The sequence below is a fragment of the Cupriavidus pauculus genome (assembly GCF_008693385.1).
Lineage (GTDB): Bacteria > Pseudomonadota > Gammaproteobacteria > Burkholderiales > Burkholderiaceae > Cupriavidus > Cupriavidus pauculus_D.
Map to the genome: position 1 here is coordinate 2,394,734 of NZ_CP044065.1, position 22,249 is coordinate 2,416,982.

At 66.1% G+C, this 22,249-nt stretch carries 22 protein-coding genes, 1 tRNA gene and 1 riboswitch; of the genes, 12 read left to right on the forward strand and 11 right to left on the reverse strand.

Annotation, left to right across the window (positions count from 1 at the left end):
• Positions 1-19 precede the first annotated feature (19 nt).
• From FOB72_RS11005 to ybgC, 11 genes are all read right to left on the reverse strand, one after another.
• A complete protein-coding gene (locus FOB72_RS11005) occupies positions 20-2,128 on the reverse strand; it encodes a M13 family metallopeptidase (RefSeq protein ID WP_191002133.1) in 2,109 nt (702 codons plus the stop codon).
• 160 nt (positions 2,129-2,288) lie between these two features.
• Positions 2,289-2,364 (reverse strand) — tRNA-Lys (locus tag FOB72_RS11010).
• Between the two features lie 43 nt (positions 2,365-2,407).
• Positions 2,408-3,514 carry a YeeE/YedE family protein gene (locus FOB72_RS11015; protein WP_150372547.1) on the reverse strand — a complete coding sequence of 369 codons (1,107 nt, stop codon included), beginning with the start codon at positions 3,512-3,514 and terminating at the stop codon, positions 2,408-2,410.
• Between the two features lie 51 nt (positions 3,515-3,565).
• Positions 3,566-4,249 carry a 7-cyano-7-deazaguanine synthase QueC gene (queC, locus tag FOB72_RS11020; protein ID WP_150372548.1) on the reverse strand — a complete coding sequence of 228 codons (684 nt, stop codon included), beginning with the start codon at positions 4,247-4,249 and terminating at the stop codon, positions 3,566-3,568.
• 174 nt (positions 4,250-4,423) lie between these two features.
• Positions 4,424-5,179 carry a tol-pal system protein YbgF gene (gene ybgF, locus FOB72_RS11025; protein WP_150372549.1) on the reverse strand — a complete coding sequence of 252 codons (756 nt, stop codon included), beginning with the start codon at positions 5,177-5,179 and terminating at the stop codon, positions 4,424-4,426.
• Positions 5,180-5,196: 17 nt separating this feature from the next.
• Positions 5,197-5,709 (reverse strand): peptidoglycan-associated lipoprotein Pal, encoded by a 513-nt coding sequence (gene pal, locus FOB72_RS11030; RefSeq protein WP_191002134.1) that lies wholly within the window; start codon positions 5,707-5,709, stop codon positions 5,197-5,199.
• A gap of 25 nt (positions 5,710-5,734) precedes the next feature.
• Entirely contained in the window at positions 5,735-7,057 is a 1,323-nt protein-coding gene (gene tolB, locus FOB72_RS11035; protein ID WP_150372550.1) for a Tol-Pal system beta propeller repeat protein TolB, read from the reverse strand.
• A gap of 219 nt (positions 7,058-7,276) precedes the next feature.
• The gene (tolA, locus tag FOB72_RS11040) at positions 7,277-8,389 is read right to left on the reverse strand and encodes a cell envelope integrity protein TolA (RefSeq protein ID WP_150372551.1); all 1,113 of its coding nucleotides are present in this window, start codon (positions 8,387-8,389) and stop codon (positions 7,277-7,279) included.
• Positions 8,390-8,404: 15 nt separating this feature from the next.
• Positions 8,405-8,842, reverse strand: coding sequence for a protein TolR (tolR, locus tag FOB72_RS11045; protein ID WP_150372552.1), 438 nt, complete (start codon positions 8,840-8,842; stop codon positions 8,405-8,407).
• A gap of 16 nt (positions 8,843-8,858) precedes the next feature.
• Positions 8,859-9,542, reverse strand: coding sequence for a protein TolQ (tolQ, locus tag FOB72_RS11050; protein WP_179592817.1), 684 nt, complete (start codon positions 9,540-9,542; stop codon positions 8,859-8,861).
• The gene (gene ybgC / locus FOB72_RS11055; RefSeq protein WP_150372553.1) at positions 9,539-9,943 is read right to left on the reverse strand and encodes a tol-pal system-associated acyl-CoA thioesterase; all 405 of its coding nucleotides are present in this window, start codon (positions 9,941-9,943) and stop codon (positions 9,539-9,541) included. Before ybgC ends, tolQ begins: the two co-directional genes overlap by 4 nt.
• A 177-nt stretch (positions 9,944-10,120) precedes the next feature.
• A riboswitch (ZMP/ZTP riboswitch) is annotated at positions 10,121-10,244 on the forward strand.
• A gap of 179 nt (positions 10,245-10,423) precedes the next feature.
• Here ybgC and glyA point away from each other — a divergent pair.
• From glyA to FOB72_RS11115, 12 genes are all read left to right on the forward strand, one after another.
• Positions 10,424-11,671 carry a serine hydroxymethyltransferase gene (glyA, locus tag FOB72_RS11060; RefSeq protein WP_150372554.1) on the forward strand — a complete coding sequence of 416 codons (1,248 nt, stop codon included), beginning with the start codon at positions 10,424-10,426 and terminating at the stop codon, positions 11,669-11,671.
• A gap of 69 nt (positions 11,672-11,740) precedes the next feature.
• Positions 11,741-12,217, forward strand: a complete 477-nt coding sequence (gene nrdR / locus FOB72_RS11065) for a transcriptional regulator NrdR (RefSeq protein ID WP_150372555.1) — start codon at positions 11,741-11,743, stop codon at positions 12,215-12,217.
• A 110-nt stretch (positions 12,218-12,327) separates the two neighbouring features.
• Complete coding sequence (pilV, locus tag FOB72_RS11070; protein ID WP_150372556.1) at positions 12,328-12,921, forward strand: type IV pilus modification protein PilV; 594 nt, start codon at positions 12,328-12,330, stop codon at positions 12,919-12,921.
• The gene (locus FOB72_RS11075) at positions 12,918-13,829 is read left to right on the forward strand and encodes a PilW family protein (protein ID WP_191002135.1); all 912 of its coding nucleotides are present in this window, start codon (positions 12,918-12,920) and stop codon (positions 13,827-13,829) included. Before pilV (FOB72_RS11070) ends, FOB72_RS11075 begins: the two co-directional genes overlap by 4 nt.
• A complete protein-coding gene (locus tag FOB72_RS11080) occupies positions 13,820-14,434 on the forward strand; it encodes a PilX N-terminal domain-containing pilus assembly protein (protein ID WP_223851305.1) in 615 nt (204 codons plus the stop codon). The genes FOB72_RS11075 and FOB72_RS11080 overlap by 10 nt, the downstream gene beginning before the upstream one ends.
• Positions 14,435-14,481: 47 nt before the next feature.
• On the forward strand, positions 14,482-18,369 hold the full coding sequence (locus FOB72_RS11085) for a pilus assembly protein (RefSeq protein ID WP_150372558.1): 3,888 nt from the start codon (positions 14,482-14,484) through the stop codon (positions 18,367-18,369).
• Between the two features lie 11 nt (positions 18,370-18,380).
• Positions 18,381-18,818, forward strand: a complete 438-nt coding sequence (locus FOB72_RS32870) for a type IV pilin protein (protein ID WP_317889530.1) — start codon at positions 18,381-18,383, stop codon at positions 18,816-18,818.
• Positions 18,815-19,336, forward strand: a complete 522-nt coding sequence (locus tag FOB72_RS11095; RefSeq protein WP_191002136.1) for a GspH/FimT family pseudopilin — start codon at positions 18,815-18,817, stop codon at positions 19,334-19,336. The genes FOB72_RS32870 and FOB72_RS11095 overlap by 4 nt, the downstream gene beginning before the upstream one ends.
• A 290-nt stretch (positions 19,337-19,626) precedes the next feature.
• On the forward strand, positions 19,627-20,220 hold the full coding sequence (locus FOB72_RS11100) for a GspH/FimT family pseudopilin (RefSeq protein ID WP_191002137.1): 594 nt from the start codon (positions 19,627-19,629) through the stop codon (positions 20,218-20,220).
• Between the two features lie 4 nt (positions 20,221-20,224).
• The gene (gene pilV, locus FOB72_RS11105) at positions 20,225-20,809 is read left to right on the forward strand and encodes a type IV pilus modification protein PilV (RefSeq protein WP_150372562.1); all 585 of its coding nucleotides are present in this window, start codon (positions 20,225-20,227) and stop codon (positions 20,807-20,809) included.
• Complete coding sequence (locus FOB72_RS11110; RefSeq protein WP_191002138.1) at positions 20,806-21,645, forward strand: PilW family protein; 840 nt, start codon at positions 20,806-20,808, stop codon at positions 21,643-21,645. Before pilV (FOB72_RS11105) ends, FOB72_RS11110 begins: the two co-directional genes overlap by 4 nt.
• Positions 21,646-21,647: 2 nt before the next feature.
• Positions 21,648-22,247, forward strand: coding sequence for a PilX N-terminal domain-containing pilus assembly protein (locus FOB72_RS11115; RefSeq protein WP_150372564.1), 600 nt, complete (start codon positions 21,648-21,650; stop codon positions 22,245-22,247).
• The last annotated feature ends 2 nt before the right edge of the window (positions 22,248-22,249 follow it).

Genomic DNA, 22,249 nt, shown 5'->3' on the forward strand with positions numbered 1-22,249 from the left:
GAAACGGCTCGCGTCGCCGTTACCAGATCACCACGCGATCTTCCGCCTTGCGCGCCATCGGCTGGCCAGGCTCGCAGCGGAACGTGGCAGCAAAGGCTTCCATGTTCGACAGCGGTCCATTGATGCGGAAGCGCGCGGGCGCATGCACGCCCTCGGTCACGATTTCGACGAGGTACGCCGGGGTCTGCCGGGTGCGATCGAATTGCGCGCGGCTGACAAAGAAACGTTTCATCGGCGACATGCCGTCGATCAGCCGATTCTCCGCCGGGAAACTGGCCAGGCGCGCCTGCAGGGCATCGTAGGCGGTGTGGACACCGCCGAGGTCGGCGATATTCTCGTTGACCGTACGCGCGCCGTTGACGAACAGGCCGGGAGCCGCCTCGTAGGCGTTGAACTGTTTCACGAGCGCATCGGCGCGGCCATAGAAGCGGCCATAGTCTTCCTGCTCCCACAATTGACCCATCTTGCCCGTGCCATCGAATCTGGCACCGTTCGTATCGAATCCATGGGAGATCTCGTGGCCGATCACGGCACCCAGGCCCCCGTAGTTGAAGGGTGCGTCGCTATCCGGGTCGAACAGGGGCGCCTGCAGCATGGCCGCGTTCAGCACGATCAGGTTGCGCTCCGGCCAATAGGAGGCATTGGCGACCTGATTATCGGCGCCGGGCGGGGTCAGATCCGTCTCGGTGCCGATCGCCGCGCGCATGCGATGCAAGTCGAAGCGCTTCACCGCCTGCACGTTGGCGAAGTGATAACCGGACATTTGCGGGACGAGCGAGGAGACGTCCATGTTGGCGTCCGACGAGGCGATCACGACCTGCATCAGCCGCTCCTTCTCCACCGCCTTCGCGCGTGCCTCGGGTGACAGCCACTCCACCTTGTCCAGGCGCGCGCGGAACGCCGCGCGAACGTCGTCGACCATCCTCGCGGCCACTTCGAGCGTGCGCGGCGTCATCGCGCGTTTGGCATACTCCGTGCTCATTGCCTGCTTCAGCGGCGCCATCGTATTGATGGTCGACATCACGCGGCGCCAGTTCTCATCCTCCAGCACGAGGTCGCTCGGGTGGTCATGCGAACCCTTGTACAGCGCCTCCTGGAACGCCGTGGAAAGATGCGGCGCCGCATCCTGCAGCGCCCAGACCTTGAGCGCGGCCTTCCATTCCGTCAGCGGCACCTCCGCGATCATCCGGTCGATGTTCCCGATCCGATCCGTGCCGCTGATCGCGAACCTCCGCGGCCGCGCCACGTTCTGGGCGACGAAGAACGCGCCCCATTCGATGTTCCTGACGCTCTGGTTGCCTTCCTCGACCGTGACCAGCACATACGGCGGGGGCGGATACCCGTCGGGCGCACCGGCGCCCGCGCCGGGCTGCGATCGCCTGACGATGCGCGCCTCGGTCTCGAACGCGGTTTTCGCCACCTGATCCGCGTCGGCCACGCCGGCCAGGCGCAAGAGCGTCGCATTGGCGCGAATATACGGCTCGCGACTGGCAACCGCCGCCTGCGTGTCGGCATACATCTCCGGCGTGCCCTGAGGATTGCGCACCACGACCGTCGCCAGGTTTCGTACCGGGCCGTTTTCGTCGAACCCTTCCTGCGCGATCAGCAGGATGGTGGACGATCCGTCGGCGGTATCGGGCGTGGTCAGGTGCGTGGTCAGTGCCGCCGCGTCGCCGATGGCGTCGATGCGGGCGAGCGCGGTCAGCACGGGCGCCGCGCCCGCGCGCTCGATGGCATCGCGATTGCTCGCGCCATCGTAGAACGCCTTTAGAAGCCTGGCTTCCGCGCTGGCACCGCCGCCGCTCGCAATCTGCCGCTGCAGGTCCGCCGAGTTACGCGCGGCGGTTGTCATCGGACTCGCAATCTGCTGACCTTCGGGCGTCAGCGGCGTCGCGGCGCGCCATTGACCGTTGACGTACTCGTCGAAGTCCGTGCAGGCAACGCGCTCCGCGTCCAGCTCACGGGAATTGATCGGGTTCGAGGTGGGCGCCGGCGCTGCCTGCGGGGCCGGCGAAGCGGTGGCGGCCCGAGGCGTCGGCGGGTCGTCCCCTCCGCATGCGGCCACGAGGGCGGACGCCGCGAGCGGCGCGAGGAAGGACGAGGAAATGGAACGCAGGTTTGACTTCATGGCGGCGGAACAGAGTCGAAAGAATCCGCGATTCTCGCCATGTGCCTCGCCTGTCTCCATAGGCGAAACCTAATAAGGCAACACCCGATCAGGGACCGACGCAGAGGCGCAACACAAACAAAAAGGGCCTGTGACGTGCGCCACAGGCCCTTCGACATGCTGGTGGGTCGTGCGTGACTCGAACACGCGACCAACGGATTAAAAGTCCGCTGCTCTACCGACTGAGCTAACGACCCGGAAAAACAGAATCCGCGATTATAAGGAGGTCTCCGCGGAGCGTCAACCCATGCGCCAGAGCTGGTAGCGGAACGCGAGAACCGCGCCGACGACGATTGCGGCGAAGACGATGAAGGAGCCGATGGCAAGCGTCGAGATGCCCGACAGGCCCTGGCCGATCGTGCAGCCCAGCGCGGTCACGCCGCCGATGCCCATCATCGTGCCGCCGATCATATGGTTGGCCACATCCTCGGGACCGCCGAAGCCTTCCCAGCGGAACGTGCGCGTGGCGAGCGCGCAGACCGCGGCGCCGGCGATCACGCCGAATACCGACACGATGCCGATCGTCAGCACCTTGCTCGTATCGCTGAACAGCATCAGCCAGTCGAGCGTATACGCATACGGCGCGACGAAGCTCAGGCTTTCCATGCGGCCGCTGTTGGTCGCGACAAAGACTTCCTCGAGCGTGTTGGGGTCTTCGGCCACATAGCCGAGATGGCCGGACACGTACCACATGGCGACGATGATCAGCCCCACCGCGATGCCGCCGAGCAGGTTGTCGAACGAGCGGAAATCGCGGCCCGCGAGCGCCCAGCCGCCGACGATCGCGCCGAACGCGAGGCCGAGCGCGAGCTGCAGCGTCCCGCGCGCGATGCCGGTGGCCTGCGCGATCAGCGAGGGCAGATCCTGCGTCGCGGGCAGCGTCACGGCGACCGCATCCACCGTGTTCACACGCACTACGCCGAACACGCCGCGCAGCGTCATATACGCGGACAGGCCCAGGAACACGAACACCACCACCGATTTCAGGTTGCCGGCGCCGATGCGCACGAGCGTCTTGCTGCCGCAGCCCGAGGCCATCACCATGCCGAAGCCGAACAGCAACCCGCCGACGATCGCCGACAGCCAGCCGAGCTTCGCCGCGGTGTAGATCGTACGCGTGGGATCGATCTGCCCCGCCCATGCAAGCACGCCGGTGCCGATCATCGCGACGCCGATCGCGAGGCCCCACATGCGCAGGCGATTCCAGTCGCCCATGTTGACCACGTCCGAGATCGCACCCATAGTGCAGAAGTGCGTGCGCTGGAGAATCGCGCCAAACAGGAACGTGAGCGCGAACGTGCTCCACAGCACGGTCTGCGTGACCGCGGAAAGATTGACTTCGGGCATGTCGGGGCCGTCTTGTTATTTATTGGTATGGGTCGGGTGTCGCGACGGGTATCAGGCGGGGTCCTGATATCGCGTGGGATCGGGCACGCCCGCGGCTTCGAAGCCCGCGCGGCGGATGCGGCAGGAATCGCAGACCCCGCACGCGCGGCCATCGTCGTCCGCCTGATAGCACGACACGGTCAGCCCGTAGTCGACGCCGAGCCGCGTGCCCGCGCGAATGATCTCGCCCTTGGTCATGTCGATGATCGGCGCATGCACGTGGAAACGATCGCCCTCGACGCCGGCCTTGGTGGCCAGATTCGCGAGCGCCTCGTACGCGGACACATATTCCGGGCGGCAGTCGGGGTAGCCCGAGTAATCCACCGCGTTGGCGCCGAAGAACAGGTCGCGACCGCCGACGGCCTCCGCCCAGCCCAGCGCGAGCGACAGCATGATCGTGTTGCGCGCGGGCACGTAGGTAATCGGAATACCGCCAACCGCACCATCGGTCGGCACCTCGTACGCGTCGTCGGTCAACGCGGACCCGCCAAAGCGGCGCAGGTCGAGATCGATGATCTCGTGACGCACCGCGCCGAGGGCCGCGGCCACACGCTTGGCCGCCTCGAGTTCGGACGAATGGCGCTGGCCGTAGCGCATGGACAGCGCATACGTTTCAAAGCCCTGCGCATTGGCCATGGCAAGGACGGTGGCGGAGTCGAGACCGCCCGAAAGCAGGACGATGGCGCGTTTGGTCATGATTGGGGGAACCTGGGGGAATTCGGGGTACGGCGGGGGAAACGCGTATTTTAGCCCGTCTGGGCATCCCACCCGCGAGCGGGCCTCCGCGTCGTGCCAAAAAACAAAAAACCCGCGGTAACCGCGGGCTTTCTGTCATGACCTTCCAACTACCCGATCAAACGTTCACGGGGCTCACTTCAGCGTCTTCAGGCGATTGCTTGCCGCCTGGGCGCCTTCCGTGCCCGGGTACTTGGCCACCACGTTCTCCAGCGTCTTCTTCGCAGCCGCTTTCTGGTTGGATTCGAGCTGGTTGTTCGCAATGGCGATCATCGCGTCCGGTGCCTTCGGATGCGTGGGATTGGCCTCGACCATGTTCTGCAGGACCGAGATCGACCCCTTGTAGTCGCGTTGCGCGTAGAGCGAGTTGCCGAGCCAGAACTGTGCGAGCGGCAGGTACGGGCTCTGCGGATACTTGCGCGCGAACGACGAGAACGCACTGCCCGCCCCCTTGAAGTCGCCGCTCTGGAACTGCTTGAGCGCGGCATCATACTCGGGCTTCTCCGTGGGCTGCGACATGCCCTCGCGACCATCGACGGTCACCTGTTGCGGCTCGAACTTCTTCAGGCGCGCGTCGAGGTCGGCGTAGTAGTCCTTCTGCTGACGCTGCAACGTGTCCACCTGATTCTGCAGCACCTCGTTCTGACCGCGCAGACGAGCCACCTCCTGACGCAGACCTTCGAGCTGGTTCTGCATGTCGAGCTGGACTCGGCTGTTCTGGTCGATACGCTGCGAAGCCGTGGCCTGGAAACCGTTGAACTGGTCTCGCAGGGTGATCACGGCCTTGCGCGCCTCGTCGTCGTCAAAGACGCCGGCGTGCGCCTGGGTGGCAGCCAGCAGGCCGCCGGTGGCGGCAACCAGCCAAAGCAAGGTGGATACGCGTGCGTTCATGAAGGCTCGTCCGTGGATCAGTAAACGATGTCGGCGCGGCGGTTTTCAGCCCACGCGGCTTCGTCGTGACCGAGGGCCTTCGGCTTTTCCTTGCCCAGGCTCACGGCTTCCAGTTGAGAGTCGGCCACGCCGAGAGAGTTCAGCGAACGGCGAACGGCTTCCGCGCGCTTCTGGCCCAGCGCGAGGTTGTACTCGCTGGTGCCGCGCTCGTCGGTGTTGCCCTGGATCAGAACCTTGCGGCTCTTGTTGGCGTTCAGGTACTGGGCGTGAGCCGACAGCACGCTCTGGTAATCCGACTTCACGGTGTAGCTGTCGAAGTCGAAGTACACGCTGCGCTTGGCCAGCGGGCCGTTCGGGTCGTTCAGCGGGTCGCGCGACACGTCCACCGGTGCCACCGCGCGGCCATCGGTTGCCGATCCGCCGGTGCCGGCGCCGGACTTGGCGGCGTCGTCGAGCTTCACACCGGAGCTGCAGGCGCCGAGCGCGAGCAGCGCGGCGATAGCGAGAGTCTTGGTCATCATTTGGGGCATGGCGATTTACTCCTCTGTTATTGCGTTATTGCATGAAAGGACCCCAGGACGGCTCGCGAACCTCGCCGGACTGGAGGGAGAGAACCTGTTTGGTGCGACCATCGGTCGACACCGCTGCCAGGACCGCGCGGCCTCCCACGCGAGTGGCGTACAGAATGTACTTGCCGTTGGCAGCAAAACTCGGCGACTCGTCGTTCGAGGTATCCGTGAGCGACGTCACGTCACCGTTCGACAGGTCCTGCAGCTGCAGCTTGAAGCCGCCCGCGCGCGTGATGTAGGCCAGGTACTTGCCGTCCGGCGAGAGGCGCGGACTGACGTTGTAGTTGCCCTTGAAGGTCACGCGCTGTGCCGCACCGGATTCTTCCCCGTTTGCCGGCATGCGATAGATCTGCGGCGCGCCGCCGCGATCGCTGGTGAAGTAGATGCTGCGGCCATCCGGCGAGAACTGCGGCTCGGTATCGATGGCGCTGCTGCGCGAGATGCGGCGCAGGCCGGAACCGTCGGCATTCACGAGGTACACCTGCGTGTTGCCGTCGCGCGAGAGGGCCACGGCAAGGCGCTGGCCATCGGGCGACCACGACGGAGCGCTGTTGTTGCCCTTCTGGTTCGAGACCAGCACGCGCTTGCCGGTGGCCAGGTCATGCACGTACACCACGGGCTTCTTCGCTTCGAATGAAACGTAGGCCACGCGGCGGCCGTCCGGCGACCATGCCGGCGAGATGATCGGCTCGTTGCTGGACAGCGCGACCTGCGCGTTCTGGCCGTCGGAGTCCGAGATCAGCAGCTGGTAGCGATTGCCCACGCGCGACACGTACGACAGGCGCGTGGCAAACACGCCGCGCTCGCCGAGCAGTTTCTCGTAGATGTAATCCGCGATCTTGTGCGCGGTCACGCGCAGCTGGTTCGGGCCGACCGTGAAGGCCAGGCCGCCGAGGCTCTGCTGCTTGACCGTGTCGTACAGGCGGAAGCGCACCTCGAACTGGCCGTTGCCCGCGGGCGTCACGCTGCCGGCCACGAAGGCATCGGCGCCGCGGCCCTTCCAGCTGCCGAGGTCGACGTTCGCGGTTTCAGCGACGGTCGCGCCGGCGGGGTCGACGTTACGGAAGCGGCCGCTGTTGACGAGGTCGCTGCGGATGATGGCGGTGAGGTTGACCGGTGCCTGCGCTTCGCCCTGGAAGTTGGCGGTGGCAATCGGGAACTGCGTCGAGCCGACGCCGACGATTTCCACATTCAGCTGGGCGTGCGCGATGCCCGCGGTCAGGGTCAATGCCGCGGCGAGCCACGCCATCAGTGCGCGGGCGATCAGTGCACGGTCCGACAGCCAGTTTGGGACCCAAAGCTTTCGCATGCTGCTCCTCAAGTCGATATCAAGATTCATCGGGCTCGGCGAGGCGCAAGACCAGCAAGGCACAAGGTGCGGCTGGCGCATCCCGTGCTTGCGTACGTCTTGCACACTGCCGGCTGCGTCAGGCAACCGTTCATGGTAGCGACGGTGTCGATCCCCAGCGATGAAGGTTGCATTCTGTTGCAAATCATATGCTTAGCTACCTAACGCCTCGGTTTCCCCTCAGTTGCGGGGGCGGAACTGCAACGTGATGCTGCCTGGCGCCTTGCCATCCTCGTCGCGAGGCAGCGGGCTCGAGGCTTCCACCGCGCGCAGGACCGCATCGTCCCAGCCGGAATTGCCGCTGCTGCGCGACACGCGCGCCGATAGCACCGTGCCATCGGGGGCCAGCTGAACGGAGACGGTCGCCGTCGGGTTGTTCGACGTATCGCCGCCAAAATTAACGTTCGGCAGCACTTTTCGGCGGACACGATCGGGATAGCCGGGCGACGCCTTGCCACCCGAGCCCGCGCCCGAGCCGCTCGCATTGCCCACGCCACCGCCGCTGACCGCCGCGCCGCCACCGGCCAGCGCCTGCAGGCGCGCGAGTTCGGATTTGCGCTGCGCATTGGCCGCGGCTTCGCGCTTGGCCTTGGCATCGGCGTCGGCCTTGGCCTTGGCTTTCGCTTCGTCGGCCGCCTTGGCCCTGGCTTCGGCATCAGCCTTCGCCTTGGCGTCTGCCTCGGCCTTGGCTTCAGCCCTGGCCTTCGCATCGGCCTTGGCCTTGGCGTCGGCCTTCGCCTTCTCGTCGGCGTCCTTGCGGCGCTGCTGTTCCTGTTGTTCCTGCTGCGCCTTCTTGCGGGCGTCGTCCTTGCGCTGGGCTTCCTGCTGCGCGCGGAGTTCGTCCTGACGCTGCTGCTCCTTGCGCTCTTGATCCTTGCGCTGCTGCTCCTGCCGCAGGCGGTCCTGCCGCGCGGCCTCTTCCTTTGCGGCCTGCTCCTGCGCGAGCTTGCGCTTCTGCTGCTCCAGCGCGATATCGGCGTCCTCTTCGGCCTTGCTGCGGACCTGCGGCGCAGGCACGGGGCGTGGCTGCTCCACCGGCGGCGGCGGCGGGGGCACGGGCTGCGGCGTCGCGACGTCGGGCACTTCTTCCCAGAGTTCGGCTTCGCCGCCGACCGGGGTGCTGCTCTGCCAGTGCACGCCGAAATACAGCACGATGCCGAGCAGCACGTGCATGAACAGTGCAAGCAGGAAAGACGGCAGCGTGCCGCGTTCCTTGACGGGCTCGTACGGATAGGCCGCGCGGACTTTGCGCGGCGGTCGCGAGGACGGGTGTTGCGAGGACAGAGTGGCCACGAGAGGACGCGACGCTTATTTGGACTTCACCATCAGGCCGACGCGCTTCACGCCGTCGGCCTTCAGAACGGACATGACGTCGAGCACGGCTTCGTACTTGACGGCACGGTCGGCGGCGATCACGACCGGCTGGTCCGGATTCTCGTTCTGGCGCTGATGGACGAAGTCCAGCAGGCCACGCTTGTCGAGCTTGCTCTCGAACGTCTTGCCCGATGCATCCTTGCCGCGCGCGGTCAGCGAGCCGTCTTCGTGCACGGACACGACGATCGGCGGCGCCTTCTGTTGCGGCGTGGCATTCGCGACCGACGGCAGATCGACGACGGACGGGTTCACGATCGGTGCCGCCACCATGAAGATGACGAGCAGCACGAGCATCACGTCGATATACGGCACGACGTTGATCTCGGCGCTGGCCCGGCGGCGGGAGCCGCCGCGACGCTGGATGGCTGCCATATCTGTTAGCTCCGGCTCAGCGCGTTTGACGCTGCAGGATGTTCAGGAACTCTTCCATGAAGCTCTCGAACCGGATCGCCAGGCGGTCGATCTCGGTGGCATAGCGGTTATAGGCGATGACGGCCGGAATCGCGGCGAACAGGCCGATTGCCGTGGCGACCAGTGCCTCGGCAATGCCGGGCGCGACCGAGGCGAGCGTCGCCTGCTGGACGTTCGACAGGCCGCGGAACGCGTTCATGATCCCCCACACGGTACCGAACAGGCCGATATACGGGCTGACCGAACCGACCGACGCGAGGAACGGCAGATGCGACTCGAGGACGTCCATCTCGCGCTGGTACGCGGCGCGCATCGCGCGGCGTGCCGCGTCGAGCAGCGCGCCGGCGTCGTTGCTGCGCTCGCGCGCCTTCAGGAATTCGCCCATGCCCGACTCGAAGATCCGTTCGAGCGCGCCCGTGTTGTGGCGATTGTTCACGGCGCTGTTATAGAGCGCCTGCAGGTCGCCGCCCGCCCAGAAGTCCCGCTCGAAACCCTCGGTCTGCGTGCGCGCGGCGCGCAGCGCCAGGTGCTTGCGGAAAATATAGGTCCACGAGAAGAGGGACATGACCAGCAGCAGTGCCATGACGGCCTGTGCCAGCAGGCTGGCGTTCAATACCAGCGAAATGATCGACAGGTCTTGCGTGACGGTCACCGGATTCATCGAGTCTTCTTTATCGTTTCTAGGACGGGATTGGGAATCGGAGCCGGGCGAAAAGTGCTCTTATCGACGCACCCCACCCGAATCGACCCGGCCGCCAGATGCAGCTCGCCGCGCCACGCTTCCTGGGCGAATTGGACCGAAGCCGGCCCCACCCGTTCCACGCGCGTGCGAATCTCCAACTGGTCGTCCAGCCGGGCGGGCGCATTGTATTCGACGGCCGTACTGCGTACGACGAAGACCACGCCGGCTTCATCGGCGAGCCTTTGTTGTTCGATGCCGAGCGAGCGCAGCCACTCCGTGCGGGCGCGCTCGAAAAACTTGAGGTAGTTGGCGTAGAACACCACGCCGCCTGCGTCGGTATCTTCCCAGTACACGCGCAGCGGCCACACGAAAATCGACATGGGCGGCATTGTAACGGAGTGCGGCGCTCATACGTGGTTAACCCGCAGACGACTTTGCAACAGCAAGTTGCGAGCCAGCACCGGCGCGGCTTTGCGGGAAGCGGGCTGGCGGGAAGCGCCGCGGCGCGGGGTCATTTGCAGACCGGCGCGCGAAGCAGTAAAATCCGCGTCAACCATTCCATCTTGCGCAACTGGCGAAGTCAGTGGGCACTACCACGAGGAAGCGCAAGTTCTCTGGCATGCCGCATAAGGCTTTATGAAGTCTATGCGAACATGCCTGCCGCTCGCCTGGGCAGCGAATGGGAAGCAGGGTGCGCCCTGTGCCGTCGGTTCCGTCTGGAAACGGAATCTCTGGCACGGACGCCGTTGCCTCCCCGCACGCCCTACTCTCCAACGCCTGTTTCCAGAATTTGCCGATGCAATGTGACGTAAATTGCAATCGGTGCCCTCTGAATTCCCTTTTTACAGACGAGTGACGCCATGTTCGAACGCAGCCGCTTTACGATCGACCAGATCGACCCCGAGGTCTTCGCCGCGATCCAGAAGGAAAACCAGCGCCAGGAAGACCATATCGAGCTGATCGCTTCCGAGAACTACACCTCGCCGGCCGTGATGGCCGCGCAGGGTTCGCAACTGACCAACAAGTACGCCGAGGGCTATCCCGGCAAGCGCTACTACGGCGGCTGCGAATATGTCGACGTGGTCGAACAGCTGGCCATCGACCGCATCAAGCAGATCTACGGCGCCGAAGCCGCCAACGTGCAGCCGAACTCGGGCTCGCAGGCGAACCAGGGCGTGTTCTTCGCGATGCTGAAGCCGGGCGACACCATCATGGGCATGAGCCTCGCCGAGGGCGGTCACCTGACGCACGGCATGGCGCTGAACATGAGCGGCAAGTGGTTCAACGTGGTCAGCTACGGCCTGAACGCGCAGGAAGACATCGACTACGACGCGATGGAAAAGCTCGCGCACGGGAAGAAGCCCAAGCTGATCATCGCGGGCGCCTCGGCCTTCGCGCTGCGTATCGACTTCGAACGTATTTCGAAGGTTGCCAAGGCAGTCGGCGCTTACTTCATGGTGGACATGGCCCACTACGCGGGCCTGATCGCCGCCGGCGAGTACCCGAACCCGGTGCCGTTCGCGGACTTCGTCACCACGACGACCCACAAGAGCCTGCGCGGTCCGCGCGGCGGCGTCATCCTGATGAAGGCCGAGCACGAGAAGGCCATCAACTCGGCCATCTTCCCCGGCATCCAGGGCGGCCCGCTGATGCACGTGATCGCCGCCAAGGCGGTCGCGTTCAAGGAAGCGCTCACTCCCGAGTTCAAGGCTTACCAGCAACAGGTGGTGAAGAACGCCGCCGCGCTGGCCGAGACGCTGATCGCGCGCGGCCTGCGCATCGTGTCGGGCAAGACCGAGAGCCACGTGATGCTCGTGGACCTGCGCGCCAAGCAGATCACCGGCAAGGAAGCCGAGAAGATCCTCGGCGACGCGCATATCACCGTGAACAAGAACGCGATTCCGAATGACCCGGAAAAGCCGTTCGTGACCTCGGGTGTGCGTCTGGGCTCGCCGGCCATGACCACGCGCGGCTTCAAGGAAGAGGAAGCCCGCCTGGTAGGCAACCTGATCGCCGACGTGCTGGACAACCCGCACGACGAAGCGAACATCGCCAAGGTGCGCGAGCAGGTGGCGGCGCTGACCAAGCGCTTCCCGGTTTACGGTTAAGCTGCGACAGTCCCTTCCCTCTCCCCTGGCGGGGAGAGGGACGCCCCCCAACCCAACAGGCGGCCCGGCATGAAATGCCCTTTCTGCGGTCACTCCAATACCCAGGTTCTCGATAGCCGTGTCTCCGAGGACGGCGACACCGTGCGCCGCCGCCGGCGCTGCGAAACCTGCGATCGCCGCTTCACCACCTACGAACGCATCGAACTGTTCTTCCCGGCCATCGTGAAGAAGAACGGCTCGCGCGTCGACTACGCGCGCTCCAAGCTGCAGGACTCCATGCGGCTGGCCCTGCGCAAGCGTCCCGTCTCGGCCGAGGCCATCGACCTCGCCATCACGCAGATCGAAGAGAAACTGCTCGCCCTCGGCGAGAAGGAAATCCCGAGCAGCCAGGTCGGCGAGCTCGTGATGCGCGAACTGCGCAAGCTCGACAAGATCGCCTATATCCGCTTCGCCTCCGTCTATCGCAGTTTCGAGGATGTGTCGGAATTCCGTGAAGTGATTGAAGAATTCTCAACGTCGTCCCGCAAGCCCGGCAGGAGTGGTTAAATCGCGGACGCGACGGCGCCCCGCGCGCACGTCGTAGCAAACCATCGTCGCCCCCCGACTGATTCGTGACACCCGTGTTGCAGACACGGTGAACACGGGAGGGCACGCGCATGACCCTGCGCCGCATGCGCATCGGTACCGGCTTCACCATGATCGAGTCATTGGTGGCCGTGCTCGTTCTCGGCATCGGTGTGCTCGGCGTGGCGAACCTGCTCGCCAACTCGCTGCGGTTCTCGCAGCAATCCACTTACGAACTCGTCGCCTCGTCGCTCGCCCATGACATGGCCGAGCGCATGCGCGCCAACGCGGCGCGCGTGCGCGATGGCGGCTACCGCGCCGTCGATACCGCCACCTTTACCGGGCGTGGCACGGACCCGCTCTCCAACGGCTGCACCGGGCAGGACTGCGCCTCGCGCCGCGAGCAGCGCGATGTCGAGGAATGGAGCCGCCGCGTCACCGGCAGCCTGCCGGGCGGACGCGGCGTGGTGTGCGCCGATGCGGCGCCGCGCGTTCCCGTTGGTGGCGCGTGGGCATGCACGCCTCCTGCCTCCGGCGTGCGCTCGCCACTGGTGATCAAGCTCGGCTGGGTCCCCCGTTCGGGAGGCGGAAATGCCCACGCAACCGGGGCGAGCGGCGGCAAGGCCGGCGACGGCGAGGCGGTGGTCCAGCTCGTCGTCGTGACGAGCACGCTGGCGGGCCCATGACACGGCATACCGCACGGCCCGCTTCGCATGCGCGATGCCACGGCTATACGCTGGTGGAGCTGCTGACATCGCTCGTGATGGGCATGATCATCCTTGCCGCGGGCTTCGCGCTCTATACGATGAGCCGCGGCAACCAGAACGCCATCGCCAACAGCAGCACGCTCGACGAGCGTGGCTGGCTAGCACTCGATGCCGTGGCGAGCCAGCTGCGGCAGGCGGGGTACGTGCCGCCGGGCGCGAAGCGAGACGCCGCCATGCCGATGCTGCTGGGGCTCGACGACTGCGACGCGCCTGCCGTGGCGCACGGCACGCTGCAATGCACGGGCGCGTCCGCGAAGACCGATGCGTTGCTGATCCGCTTCTACGGTGCGAGCCGGGCTGGCTCGCCAGCGGCCGACGACACGGTCATCGACTGTGCGGGCGAAGGTGTGCCGGCCCCCGACGGCGACAGCCCGCGGGGCGCCTCGCTCTTCTTCGTGCGCCACGCCGCCGACGGCACCGCAAGCCTGATCTGCCGGCATGGCGCCGGTGCGGGCGCCGCCGACGTCGAACTGATACGCGGCGTCGAGCGCATGGAGTTGCTCTATGGCATATCGACGGCCGGTGACGGCATGCCGGACAAGGTCGTGCCTGCACGGGTCATGACAGCCGACGACTGGCGCAACGTGGCGACGGTCACGGTCTCGCTGCTGCTGCGCGGCGACCATCGCCGCCGTGGCACCACCTCCGGCACCACGTCCACCACCACGTCCACCACCACGCTCGCGATGTTCGGCGCCGCCGACGATCCCGACTATCGCGTCGAGACCGGCAAGACGCCCGATATCGTCCGCCGCGTGTTCACCAGCACCGTGCAGTTGCGAAATCAACTGGCCTGCCCCACGAGCGGAGATCCATCGTGCGGCTGACGCGATGGGTGCCGTCCATGCGCGGGGACAGCGGCATGGCCCTCGTCACCACGCTGACCATGCTTGTCGTGGTGCTGCTGCTCGCCATCACGGGCGCGCGCGTGGCGCTCGATGGCAAACGCAATGCCCGCCACATGCGGGACATGGACATCGCCTTCCAGGCGGCCGAGGCCGCGTTGCGCGACGCGGAACTCGACATCGAGGCATCGCCGGACGCACGCAGCCGCTCGTCGCTGTTTTCCACGCGGTCGTCGGAGGGGTTTATCGAGGGATGCAATACCGGCGCGGCCGGCGCGCAGCCTTATCTCGGCCTCTGCCTGCCCAACGCCGCGGACGGGGACATATGGAACGTTGTCGACTGGGACGCCACGACCACGCCCCGCACGGTGGCGTTCGGCACCTTCACGGGCCGGCGTTTCCAGACCGGCACGGGCGCGATGCCTTCCCGCCCGCCCCGCTATCTCATCGAACTCGTGGTCGATCAGTCCATCGGCGCGCAAGCCGATGGACTGCGCTACCTCTATCGCATCACGGCACTTGGTTTCGGGCCTCATCCGGACACACGCGCCATGGTGCAGTCGGTCTATCGCAAATCCAATCGCTGAACATGTGCTTCGATCCCATCGTACGGACGATACGACGCGCGCGCGCCATGCTGCTGGCCGCATCGCTCACCGCGCCCCTGACGTCCGCGCTCGCGGCATCCACACAACCCACTCCCACGATCGACATCGCAACGGCGCCGCTGTCGCTGTCGCTCGAGAGTGCGTATTCGAACGTGATGCTCACGCTATCGGTCGAGTTCCCGACCGTCGGGGCGGCATATCGCGGGCCCTACCGGAAAACCGAGACGTACCTGGGCTACTTCAACCCCAACCGCTGCTACAGCTACGACGAGGGGGCTGGTTACTTTGTGGGCAAGGGCAACACGGACGCGGCATACGAATGCGTCGTCGCGACGGAGGGCGAGTTCAGCGGCAACTTCATGAACTGGGCCACCGCGTCCGCGATGGACGTGTTTCGGATGGCCATGACCGGTGGGGATCGCGTCATCGACACGCCCAGCGAAACGGTCCTGCAGCGGGCCCTGTTGCCGTCGAACTTCTTCGCGTCGCACTGGACCTTCCCGCTGAAGGGACTCGATGGAAGCGGAGAGAACAGCGAGCCGTCGAAAGTAACGCCTTTCGCGCACGGCAATCTGTATATCGCATCCTGCGGCAATCATGTCTTCTTTTCGCCGACTTACGATCCCAGTGCGGACTGTTACTGGCCTGGTGAATACAGTGACACGGCCACGGAGCGGCGCGCGTTCCGCGTGCAGGTGAAGGTCTGCGACGGCGGCGAAGCGACCTCCCGAGGCGACCTCTGCCATCGTTATCAAGGCAGCAACTACAAGCCGATCGGAGAGATGCAGCGCAACGCCGGCAAGGCGCGCTTTGCCGCGTTCGGCTATCTGAACGACAGTGACTGGAACCGGTATGGCGGCGTGCTTCGCGCACCGATGAGATACGTTGGCCCAACCGCCACCGACGACAAGTTCCAGCCCACCGGCAACCCCGCGCCCGAATGGGACAAGGATGGTGTGCTGCGAGCCAATCCGCTGGGCGACAAGACGTACGGCCAGAGTGGCGTGATCAATTACCTGAACAAGTTCGGCCGGACGCAGCACGCGAGCATGGGCGCCCCTGGCACTAACCCTTCGGGCAGCTACAAGCAATACGATCCGATCGGCGAACTGTATTACGAGAGCCTCCGCTACCTCCACAGGCATCCGGACGGCCCCACGCCGGAGGCGTTCGCCGACGGGTGGCAGAACTTTACCGACAGCTTTCCCGCCTACCGCGACTGGAAGGCGCTGGACGACCCGTTGCTCGGCAACTGTCAGCGCAACTACGTCATTCTCATCGGCGACATCAACACCAACTTCGACAACTACGTTCCCGGCAACACGAAACCCGAGGGCGTCACCGGGGATGCGCCTCGCCCGGTCGATCCCTACTCGGGCCTCGACGTGATGGCCGAGACCGACAAGGTGGGAAGACTCGAGACGAACACGCCCGCCTCGACCGGCAATGCGAAGCCACTGCCGGCCGACTTCCTGAGCCTCGGCGCGAAGTTCCTGCACGGCTCGTCACGCCGGTCCTACTACGTCGCGGGTCTGGCCTACTGGGCGCATACCTCCGCGTTCCATCCCCAGCGAAAGGAGGCGCGCGTGACCACCTACGCCATCGACGTGAACGAAGGCGGCGACGGCACCATCCACGACTGGCACAGACACTCGCAGATCTATCTCGCCGCGAAATACGGCGGCTTCCGTAACGAGCTCGCGGAGGGCGGCAATGCCGATGGGAATCCCTTCCAGGCGCTCGGCGCGGATGGCGCGGTCGCGGCCAGCGACAGGGAATGGGAAGCCGCGCCGCCGGGATCGAACCTGCCCTACAACTGGTTCCTGGCCAGCCAGCCGCGCAAGATGATCGATGCGATCAAGCAGATCTTTGCGCAGATCTCGAGCGGCGTGGCGGGGACCGGCGGCATGGCGCTCAGCACCCACAGCATTCGCCGTGGCGGCCCGCCACCGCTGGCGTTCGTCCCGGGCTACGACGCGCAGTGGAATGGCACGCTCACGGCATACGACGTTCGCGTGGACCCCGGCAAGGGCATCGCGCTGGCCTCCGCGCAGTGGGAAGCCGGTGAGCGCCTCGGCACGCGCGCCCACACCTCGCGCGCCATATTCTCGCTCGACAGCGCCGGCCGCGGCATGCCCTTCACGTGGGCAGCGCTCGACGCGGCACAGAAGACATCGCTGGACATCGACCCTGACACCGGCACCGCCGACGGCCGCGGCGAGCAGCGCGCGGAATATGTCCGTGGCGACCGCGCCCAGGAGACCGCGACTCCGCGCAACGCGCGCCCCTTCCGCGGCCGTCGCAACGTTCTTGGCGACGCGGTGAATGCCGGCCCGGTTCATGTCGGCGGCCCGTCCGGCAATGCCGGCGCGGGCGGCGCGCGCTACGAAGCCTTCCGTACCCGCTATGCGGCGCGCACGCCAATGGTCTACCTTGCCGCGAACGACGGCATGCTGCATGGCTTTGCCGCGCGTACGGGGCACGAAGTGTTCGCGTACGTGCCGCGCAGCGTGGTGCCCGCCCTCAACCAGCTGACCTCTCCAGCCTATGCACACCGCAACTTCGTGGATGCGACACCCGTGACGGCAGATGCAGAAATCGGCGGTACCTGGCGCACGGTGCTGGCGGGCGGCCTCGGCGGCGGCGGCCAGGGCCTGTATGCGCTCGATATCACCGATCCCGAAGGCGGCCAGCGCGGGCGCGCGTTCGGCGCGGCCGACGTGCTCTGGGAGTTCACCGATCGCGACGATGCCGACATGGGCAACGTCATGAGCGCGCCGATCATCGCGAAGCTGCGCACCGGCACCGATAACCGCGGCGCCCCCATCGAGGCATGGTTCGTCATCGCCGGTAACGGCCTGAATGCCAACCTGGACGACGGCCACGCCAATCCGGCCGCGTCGGGCGTGCTGTTTCTGCTTCGCCTCGACAAGCCCGCCGGGCAACGGTGGCAGCTCGATCGGAACTACTACAAGATCGTCACGCCGCGCGGCATGATCCCGGAAGCGCTTCAACATCCGAACGGACTGAGCGCGCCGACCGGTGTCGCCAACGCGGCAGGCGTGACCCAGACCGCGTATGCCGGCGATCTGCTCGGGCAGCTTTGGAAGTTCGATCTCACACGCGGCGCATCGACGTGGCATGGGGGCCGCGATGGCGCCATCCCCGCTTATGGGGAACCCAGGGGCACGCCATTCTTCAGCGCCACGTCCACCGCGGGCGAGCCCCGCCCCATCACGATGGCGCCAAGCGTGGCCCATGCGGGCGGCGGCCATATGGTGCTGTTCGGCACCGGCAAGTATTACGAACTGGCGGACGCACGACAGGACGCATCCGACTCCAACGCGTTCTATGGCGTGTTCGACGATGGTCAGCGCCGGGTGGAGCACCGCGGCAGGCTCAACACGCTGATTGCCATGCCGGCGCATAACGGAGCCGCGGTCGCATGGCTCGGCAAGGGAACCCCGCCCGGCCACGTGTCGCCCGCCAGGCCGGGGTGGGTGTTCGAATTCATCGAGCCAGCCGAACGCCAGGTCGGACCCGCCACGCTGCAAGGCGGCTTCGTCCACTTCAATTCCATGACCACCAGCACCAGGTCCTGCAGTTCGCCCGGCAGCAGCCGCAACTACGCGCTCAATGCATTGACGGGGCTGCCCAGCGATACGGTGTCGGGCACCCTGTCGGCGGAGGGGATTCTGGGGCCGCCGGTGACCGTATCGAGCGAGCCCGTCGTGGACGCGCGCAACAACACCGGACAGATCCGCCAGGCCGAAACGCAGCAGGTGCTGAGTCTCGGCACGACCGGCCAGGCCAGACCCACGCCCCCCACACGCGTCGCGTCGATCGCCGGCCGCCTGAGCTGGCGCGAGATTCGCCACCCCGACCCGCGCGCGCAGCCGGCCGCGAAGCCATGAGGAGGCCGCTCGTGTCGCAAACCGAAACGGGTCCGGGAACGGGAACCGGGTTCACGCTGATCGAACTGGTGACGGTGGTTGCCATCATCGGAATACTGAGCACGATTGCGTATCCGCAATACATCGAGCACACGCGCCGCGCGAGCCGCGCCGATGCAAGCGCCGCGCTGCTCTCCGCCATGCAGCAGTTCGAACAGCACTATTCGGACGCCAATACCTATTACAAGCCGAACACGAACGTGCTCTGGGACGGCTTTCAGAAGAAGTCGGACGGCGGAAAATTCGTACTGTCCGCACAAGGCTGCGGCGCGTTCAATGGCCACTGCGTCGAGCTTCGCGCCACGGCGCAAGGCACGGGCGATCCATGCGGCGCGCTCGTGCTTCGCAGTACCGGCGAGCGCCTGGTGTGGACGCAGAATCAGTATCTGAACAAGCGGGAGTGCTGGTGACGCGGGCCATAGACCGGCAGCGGGCCTTCACGCTGATCGAACTCGTCACCACACTGGCCATTGCCGCCATCGCGATGGCCGCGGTGGTCCCCAGCGCGGCGACTTTCGTCCGCGAGCATCGCGTTGCCGCGACCACCGAGCGTCTGGCCTCCGCATTGACGATGGCGCGGACCACGGCGATCGCGCGGCGCACCTACGTCAGCGTCGCCCCGCTCGGCACGGGGTGGCAGGAGGGCTGGCGCGTGTTCGTCGAGCACGACCCGCCTCGCGGCCAGTTCAACGGACGCGATGCCGTGCTCCTCCTGGAGGACCGCCTGTCCTCCGACCTCGCCGCCCTGACGCCGGGCGCGAATGCCGTCACGTTCTCGCCGGTGGGCCGTGTGGTTGCGGCAGGCCCGCCGGGCGGACGCCAGCATATTGGCTTTCGCATCGAAAGCGCGAGCCGGCTGGTGGAAATCGGCGCGATGGGTCAGGTTCGCGTCTGCATTCCGGCAAGCCAGCCCACCGCCTGCAAATAGCCGCGCCGCCGGCTTGTGACAGGACTGTCTGAATTTCGCGACGAAACCCGACGCGACCGGGTGAGATTCGGCCATTACCCCACGAAAGGGGTAGCCTTTTGCCATAAAAAGCCGTCTAATCTGCCCTGACCTTCCCCATGGGTTAGGGAAGGGCGTATTACGCGAGCGCGCATCGCGGCTTCTCACACATCGCAAACATAACCGCGCGCAGCACAACAAAAAGCAAAAAGCAGCACCTTTTTTTGACGGGAGTCATGATGGGTCAGTCTGTCTGCCTTTGGGCAGTGGGCTTGCTGGCGTCTGCGCAGCCCACGGCCGGGGACGATCTCACGCGCCACGCATGCGGGCGCGGCGCCAGCCATGGCGCGCCCTCCACGATCGGCGGCTTCACGCTGATCGAGATGCTCGTCGCCGTCACCATTCTCGGCGTGGTCGCCATGGCCGCGTTACCGAACCTCAGCAGCTTTACCCATAGCAGCAAGATCCGCTCGGAAGCCTCGAGCTTCGCCAGCGACATGGAAGTCGCGCGCAGCGAAGCCGCGCGCCGCAACGCCACCGTCACGATCTGCCCGAGCCAGGACGGGAATACCTGCTCCGACGACTGGTCGCAGCCTCGGGTGATCTTCTTCGATACCAATAACGATGGCGCCTATGGCAATGGCGACGACCTGATCCGCCGCGGCAACACGCCGCCCGCGCGCATCGTCATCACGGCCGCCGATCTTGCCGCGCCGACCTATATCCGCTTCCGCTCGTTCGGACCCTCGACCTCGCCGACCGCGAACTGGCAGATCTGTGAAAGCGGATCGGCGCTTCCGGGCCAGACGATCTCGATGACGGGCAGCGGCAAGCCCTATATCCAACTGCAGACCCCCTGCTCCTGACGCCATGTCGAGACACCCTTCGCATGCCCAACGCTCCGGCAGGGTCCCGCGTATCCGCGCGCGGCGGCCCGCTCCGCGCAACGCGGCCGGCTTCTCGCTGATCGAGGCGCTCGTCACGATCGTCATCCTGTCGTTCGGCGTACTGGCACTGGCGATGCTGCAGGTGCAGACGCTGGTGGACACGCGTACGTCGGCGGCACGGAACATCGCGGCGGAGATGGCGTACAACCTCGCCGACGAGATTCGCAGCAACAACGCCGCGTACGACCTCGGAGCGTTCAAGACCCTGCCGACGGATCCGCCGGCTCAGGTCGCGGCCTGCTACGGCGCCGGCTGCACGCCCGCGCAGATGGCCACCACCAGCTATGCGACCTGGCGCAACGATCTCGGCAGCGCGCTGCCGCAGGGCAAGGGCTACGTATGCGTGGATGGCTCGCCCGACGATGGCGAAAGCCCGGCGGACAATCAATGCGACAACGCGCCCGGCGCACCGTACGTGATCAAGATCTGGTGGAACGAAGACCAGGGCAGCGCCCTGCGCTTCGTGACGTCGTTCGTCCCCTTCCCCGTCGCCGCCGGCACCCCATGAGACAGACGCCCCGCCTCCTCCCGCGCCGCGATGGCGGCTTCACGCTTGTCGAGATCATGGTCGGGCTGGTCATCAGCCTGCTGCTGTTGCTCGCCGCGAGTTCGATGTTCATCGCCCAGCAGCGCACGAACGCCACGCAAGGCGACATCTCCGAGATCCACGAGAACGCACGCGCCATCTCGCAATTGATCCAGCGCGAAGCCCGCCAGGCCGGCTATAGCGATTTCATTTTCGCCAACAACGCGTTTCCCGGCGACCTGAGCATCTCCGCGACCAACGACGATGGCGTCAACCTCTCGGACTCGCTCACGCTGAGCTACTTCGGCGCCTCCCAGCCCGGCGCGGATCCGTTCGCCACGCCAAGCACGCCGGCCGCCGCGGCGCCGGACGGCACCGTCATCGACTGCACCGGCAAGGAGGTCAATGCCAACGTGCTGACGACGGAAGTGTTCTCGGTGGTCCAGGCCCCCGACGGCACGCCCTGGCTGCAATGCGCGGTCAACGGCGTCAGCACGCCGCTGTTCCCGAACGTCGAATCGATGCAGCTCCTGATGGGCGAGGACACCAATGGCGACAAGACCGTCGACCGCTATGTGCGCCCCGGCGTCGCGAACATGAGCCAGGTACGCGCGCTGCGCATCTCGTTCGTCCTGCGCGGCAAAAGCACGACGAACGTGGCGCCGACCGCCGCGGCCATCAACCATTTCGGTCCCGGCTACGCGGGCGGAGACGTCGCGCCCGCCGGCGATGCCGGCAGCATCTTCAACCAGCCCGCCGACGGCAGGCTGCGCAAGCATTACGCGTTCTACGTGGCCATCCGCAACCGGCTGAACTAGTCATGAGCATTCGACCCCTGCGATCCCTGCGATCGATCCGGCGCCGCCAGCGCGGCATTTCGCTGGTCATGGTGCTGTTGTTCCTCGTCATCCTGACGCTGGTCGGCGTTGCTGCGAGCATGTCGGGCCGCTCGGCGGAACTGATGTCGCGCAATGCGCGCGACGAGAACGTTGCGCTACAGGCGGCCGAGTCGGCCCTGCGCGATGCGCGCCAGGATATCGGCGTCGCGCGCGCGCTCCCGGCCGGCAACGCCGTCGGCGCCTCCCCGACCTGCGACTGGCCCTCATACAAGGGCTACTGCACACCCGCCGGCCTGGGCGAGCAACCGCGCTGGGAACAGTACATCGAAGACCCGCTGCGATCGGTGGAACTTGGCGAAATCACCGCCCTGAAGACCGAGCAGAAGATGCCGACCCTCAGCGCCGGCAAGGGGGGCGGCGTGTCGCGGCAGCCGCGATACATCATCGAGCGCCTGCCCGACCTGAACAACGGCGGCGGTACGTGCCCCGAATGCATCTCCTACGTCTATCGCATCACCGCTGTCGGGTATGGCACGAATACCACTACCCGCGTGATGGTGCAGGAAGTCGTTCGCTTCTGATC

Bases quoted from the DNA above. Each gene is read 5' to 3' on its own strand.
- FOB72_RS11085 (WP_150372558.1), top strand. From the start codon at position 14,482: ATGCTGCTGGCCGCATCGCTCACCGCGCCCCTGACGTCCGCGCTCGCG.
- queC (WP_150372548.1), bottom strand. From the start codon at position 4,249: ATGACCAAACGCGCCATCGTCCTGCTTTCGGGCGGTCTCGACTCCGCC.
- FOB72_RS11115 (WP_150372564.1), top strand. From the start codon at position 21,648: ATGAGCATTCGACCCCTGCGATCCCTGCGATCGATCCGGCGCCGCCAG.
- tolR (WP_150372552.1), bottom strand. From the start codon at position 8,842: ATGGCAGCCATCCAGCGTCGCGGCGGCTCCCGCCGCCGGGCCAGCGCC.
- nrdR (WP_150372555.1), top strand. From the start codon at position 11,741: ATGAAATGCCCTTTCTGCGGTCACTCCAATACCCAGGTTCTCGATAGC.
- ybgF (WP_150372549.1), bottom strand. From the start codon at position 5,179: ATGAACGCACGCGTATCCACCTTGCTTTGGCTGGTTGCCGCCACCGGC.
- FOB72_RS11075 (WP_191002135.1), top strand. From the start codon at position 12,918: ATGACACGGCATACCGCACGGCCCGCTTCGCATGCGCGATGCCACGGC.
- FOB72_RS11005 (WP_191002133.1), bottom strand. From the start codon at position 2,128: ATGAAGTCAAACCTGCGTTCCATTTCCTCGTCCTTCCTCGCGCCGCTC.
- tolQ (WP_179592817.1), bottom strand. From the start codon at position 9,542: ATGAATCCGGTGACCGTCACGCAAGACCTGTCGATCATTTCGCTGGTA.
- tolB (WP_150372550.1), bottom strand. From the start codon at position 7,057: ATGCGAAAGCTTTGGGTCCCAAACTGGCTGTCGGACCGTGCACTGATC.
- FOB72_RS11015 (WP_150372547.1), bottom strand. From the start codon at position 3,514: ATGCCCGAAGTCAATCTTTCCGCGGTCACGCAGACCGTGCTGTGGAGC.
- pilV (WP_150372556.1), top strand. From the start codon at position 12,328: ATGACCCTGCGCCGCATGCGCATCGGTACCGGCTTCACCATGATCGAG.
- pal (WP_191002134.1), bottom strand. From the start codon at position 5,709: ATGCCCCAAATGATGACCAAGACTCTCGCTATCGCCGCGCTGCTCGCG.
- pilV (WP_150372562.1), top strand. From the start codon at position 20,225: ATGTCGAGACACCCTTCGCATGCCCAACGCTCCGGCAGGGTCCCGCGT.
- ybgC (WP_150372553.1), bottom strand. From the start codon at position 9,943: ATGTCGATTTTCGTGTGGCCGCTGCGCGTGTACTGGGAAGATACCGAC.
- glyA (WP_150372554.1), top strand. From the start codon at position 10,424: ATGTTCGAACGCAGCCGCTTTACGATCGACCAGATCGACCCCGAGGTC.
- FOB72_RS11110 (WP_191002138.1), top strand. From the start codon at position 20,806: ATGAGACAGACGCCCCGCCTCCTCCCGCGCCGCGATGGCGGCTTCACG.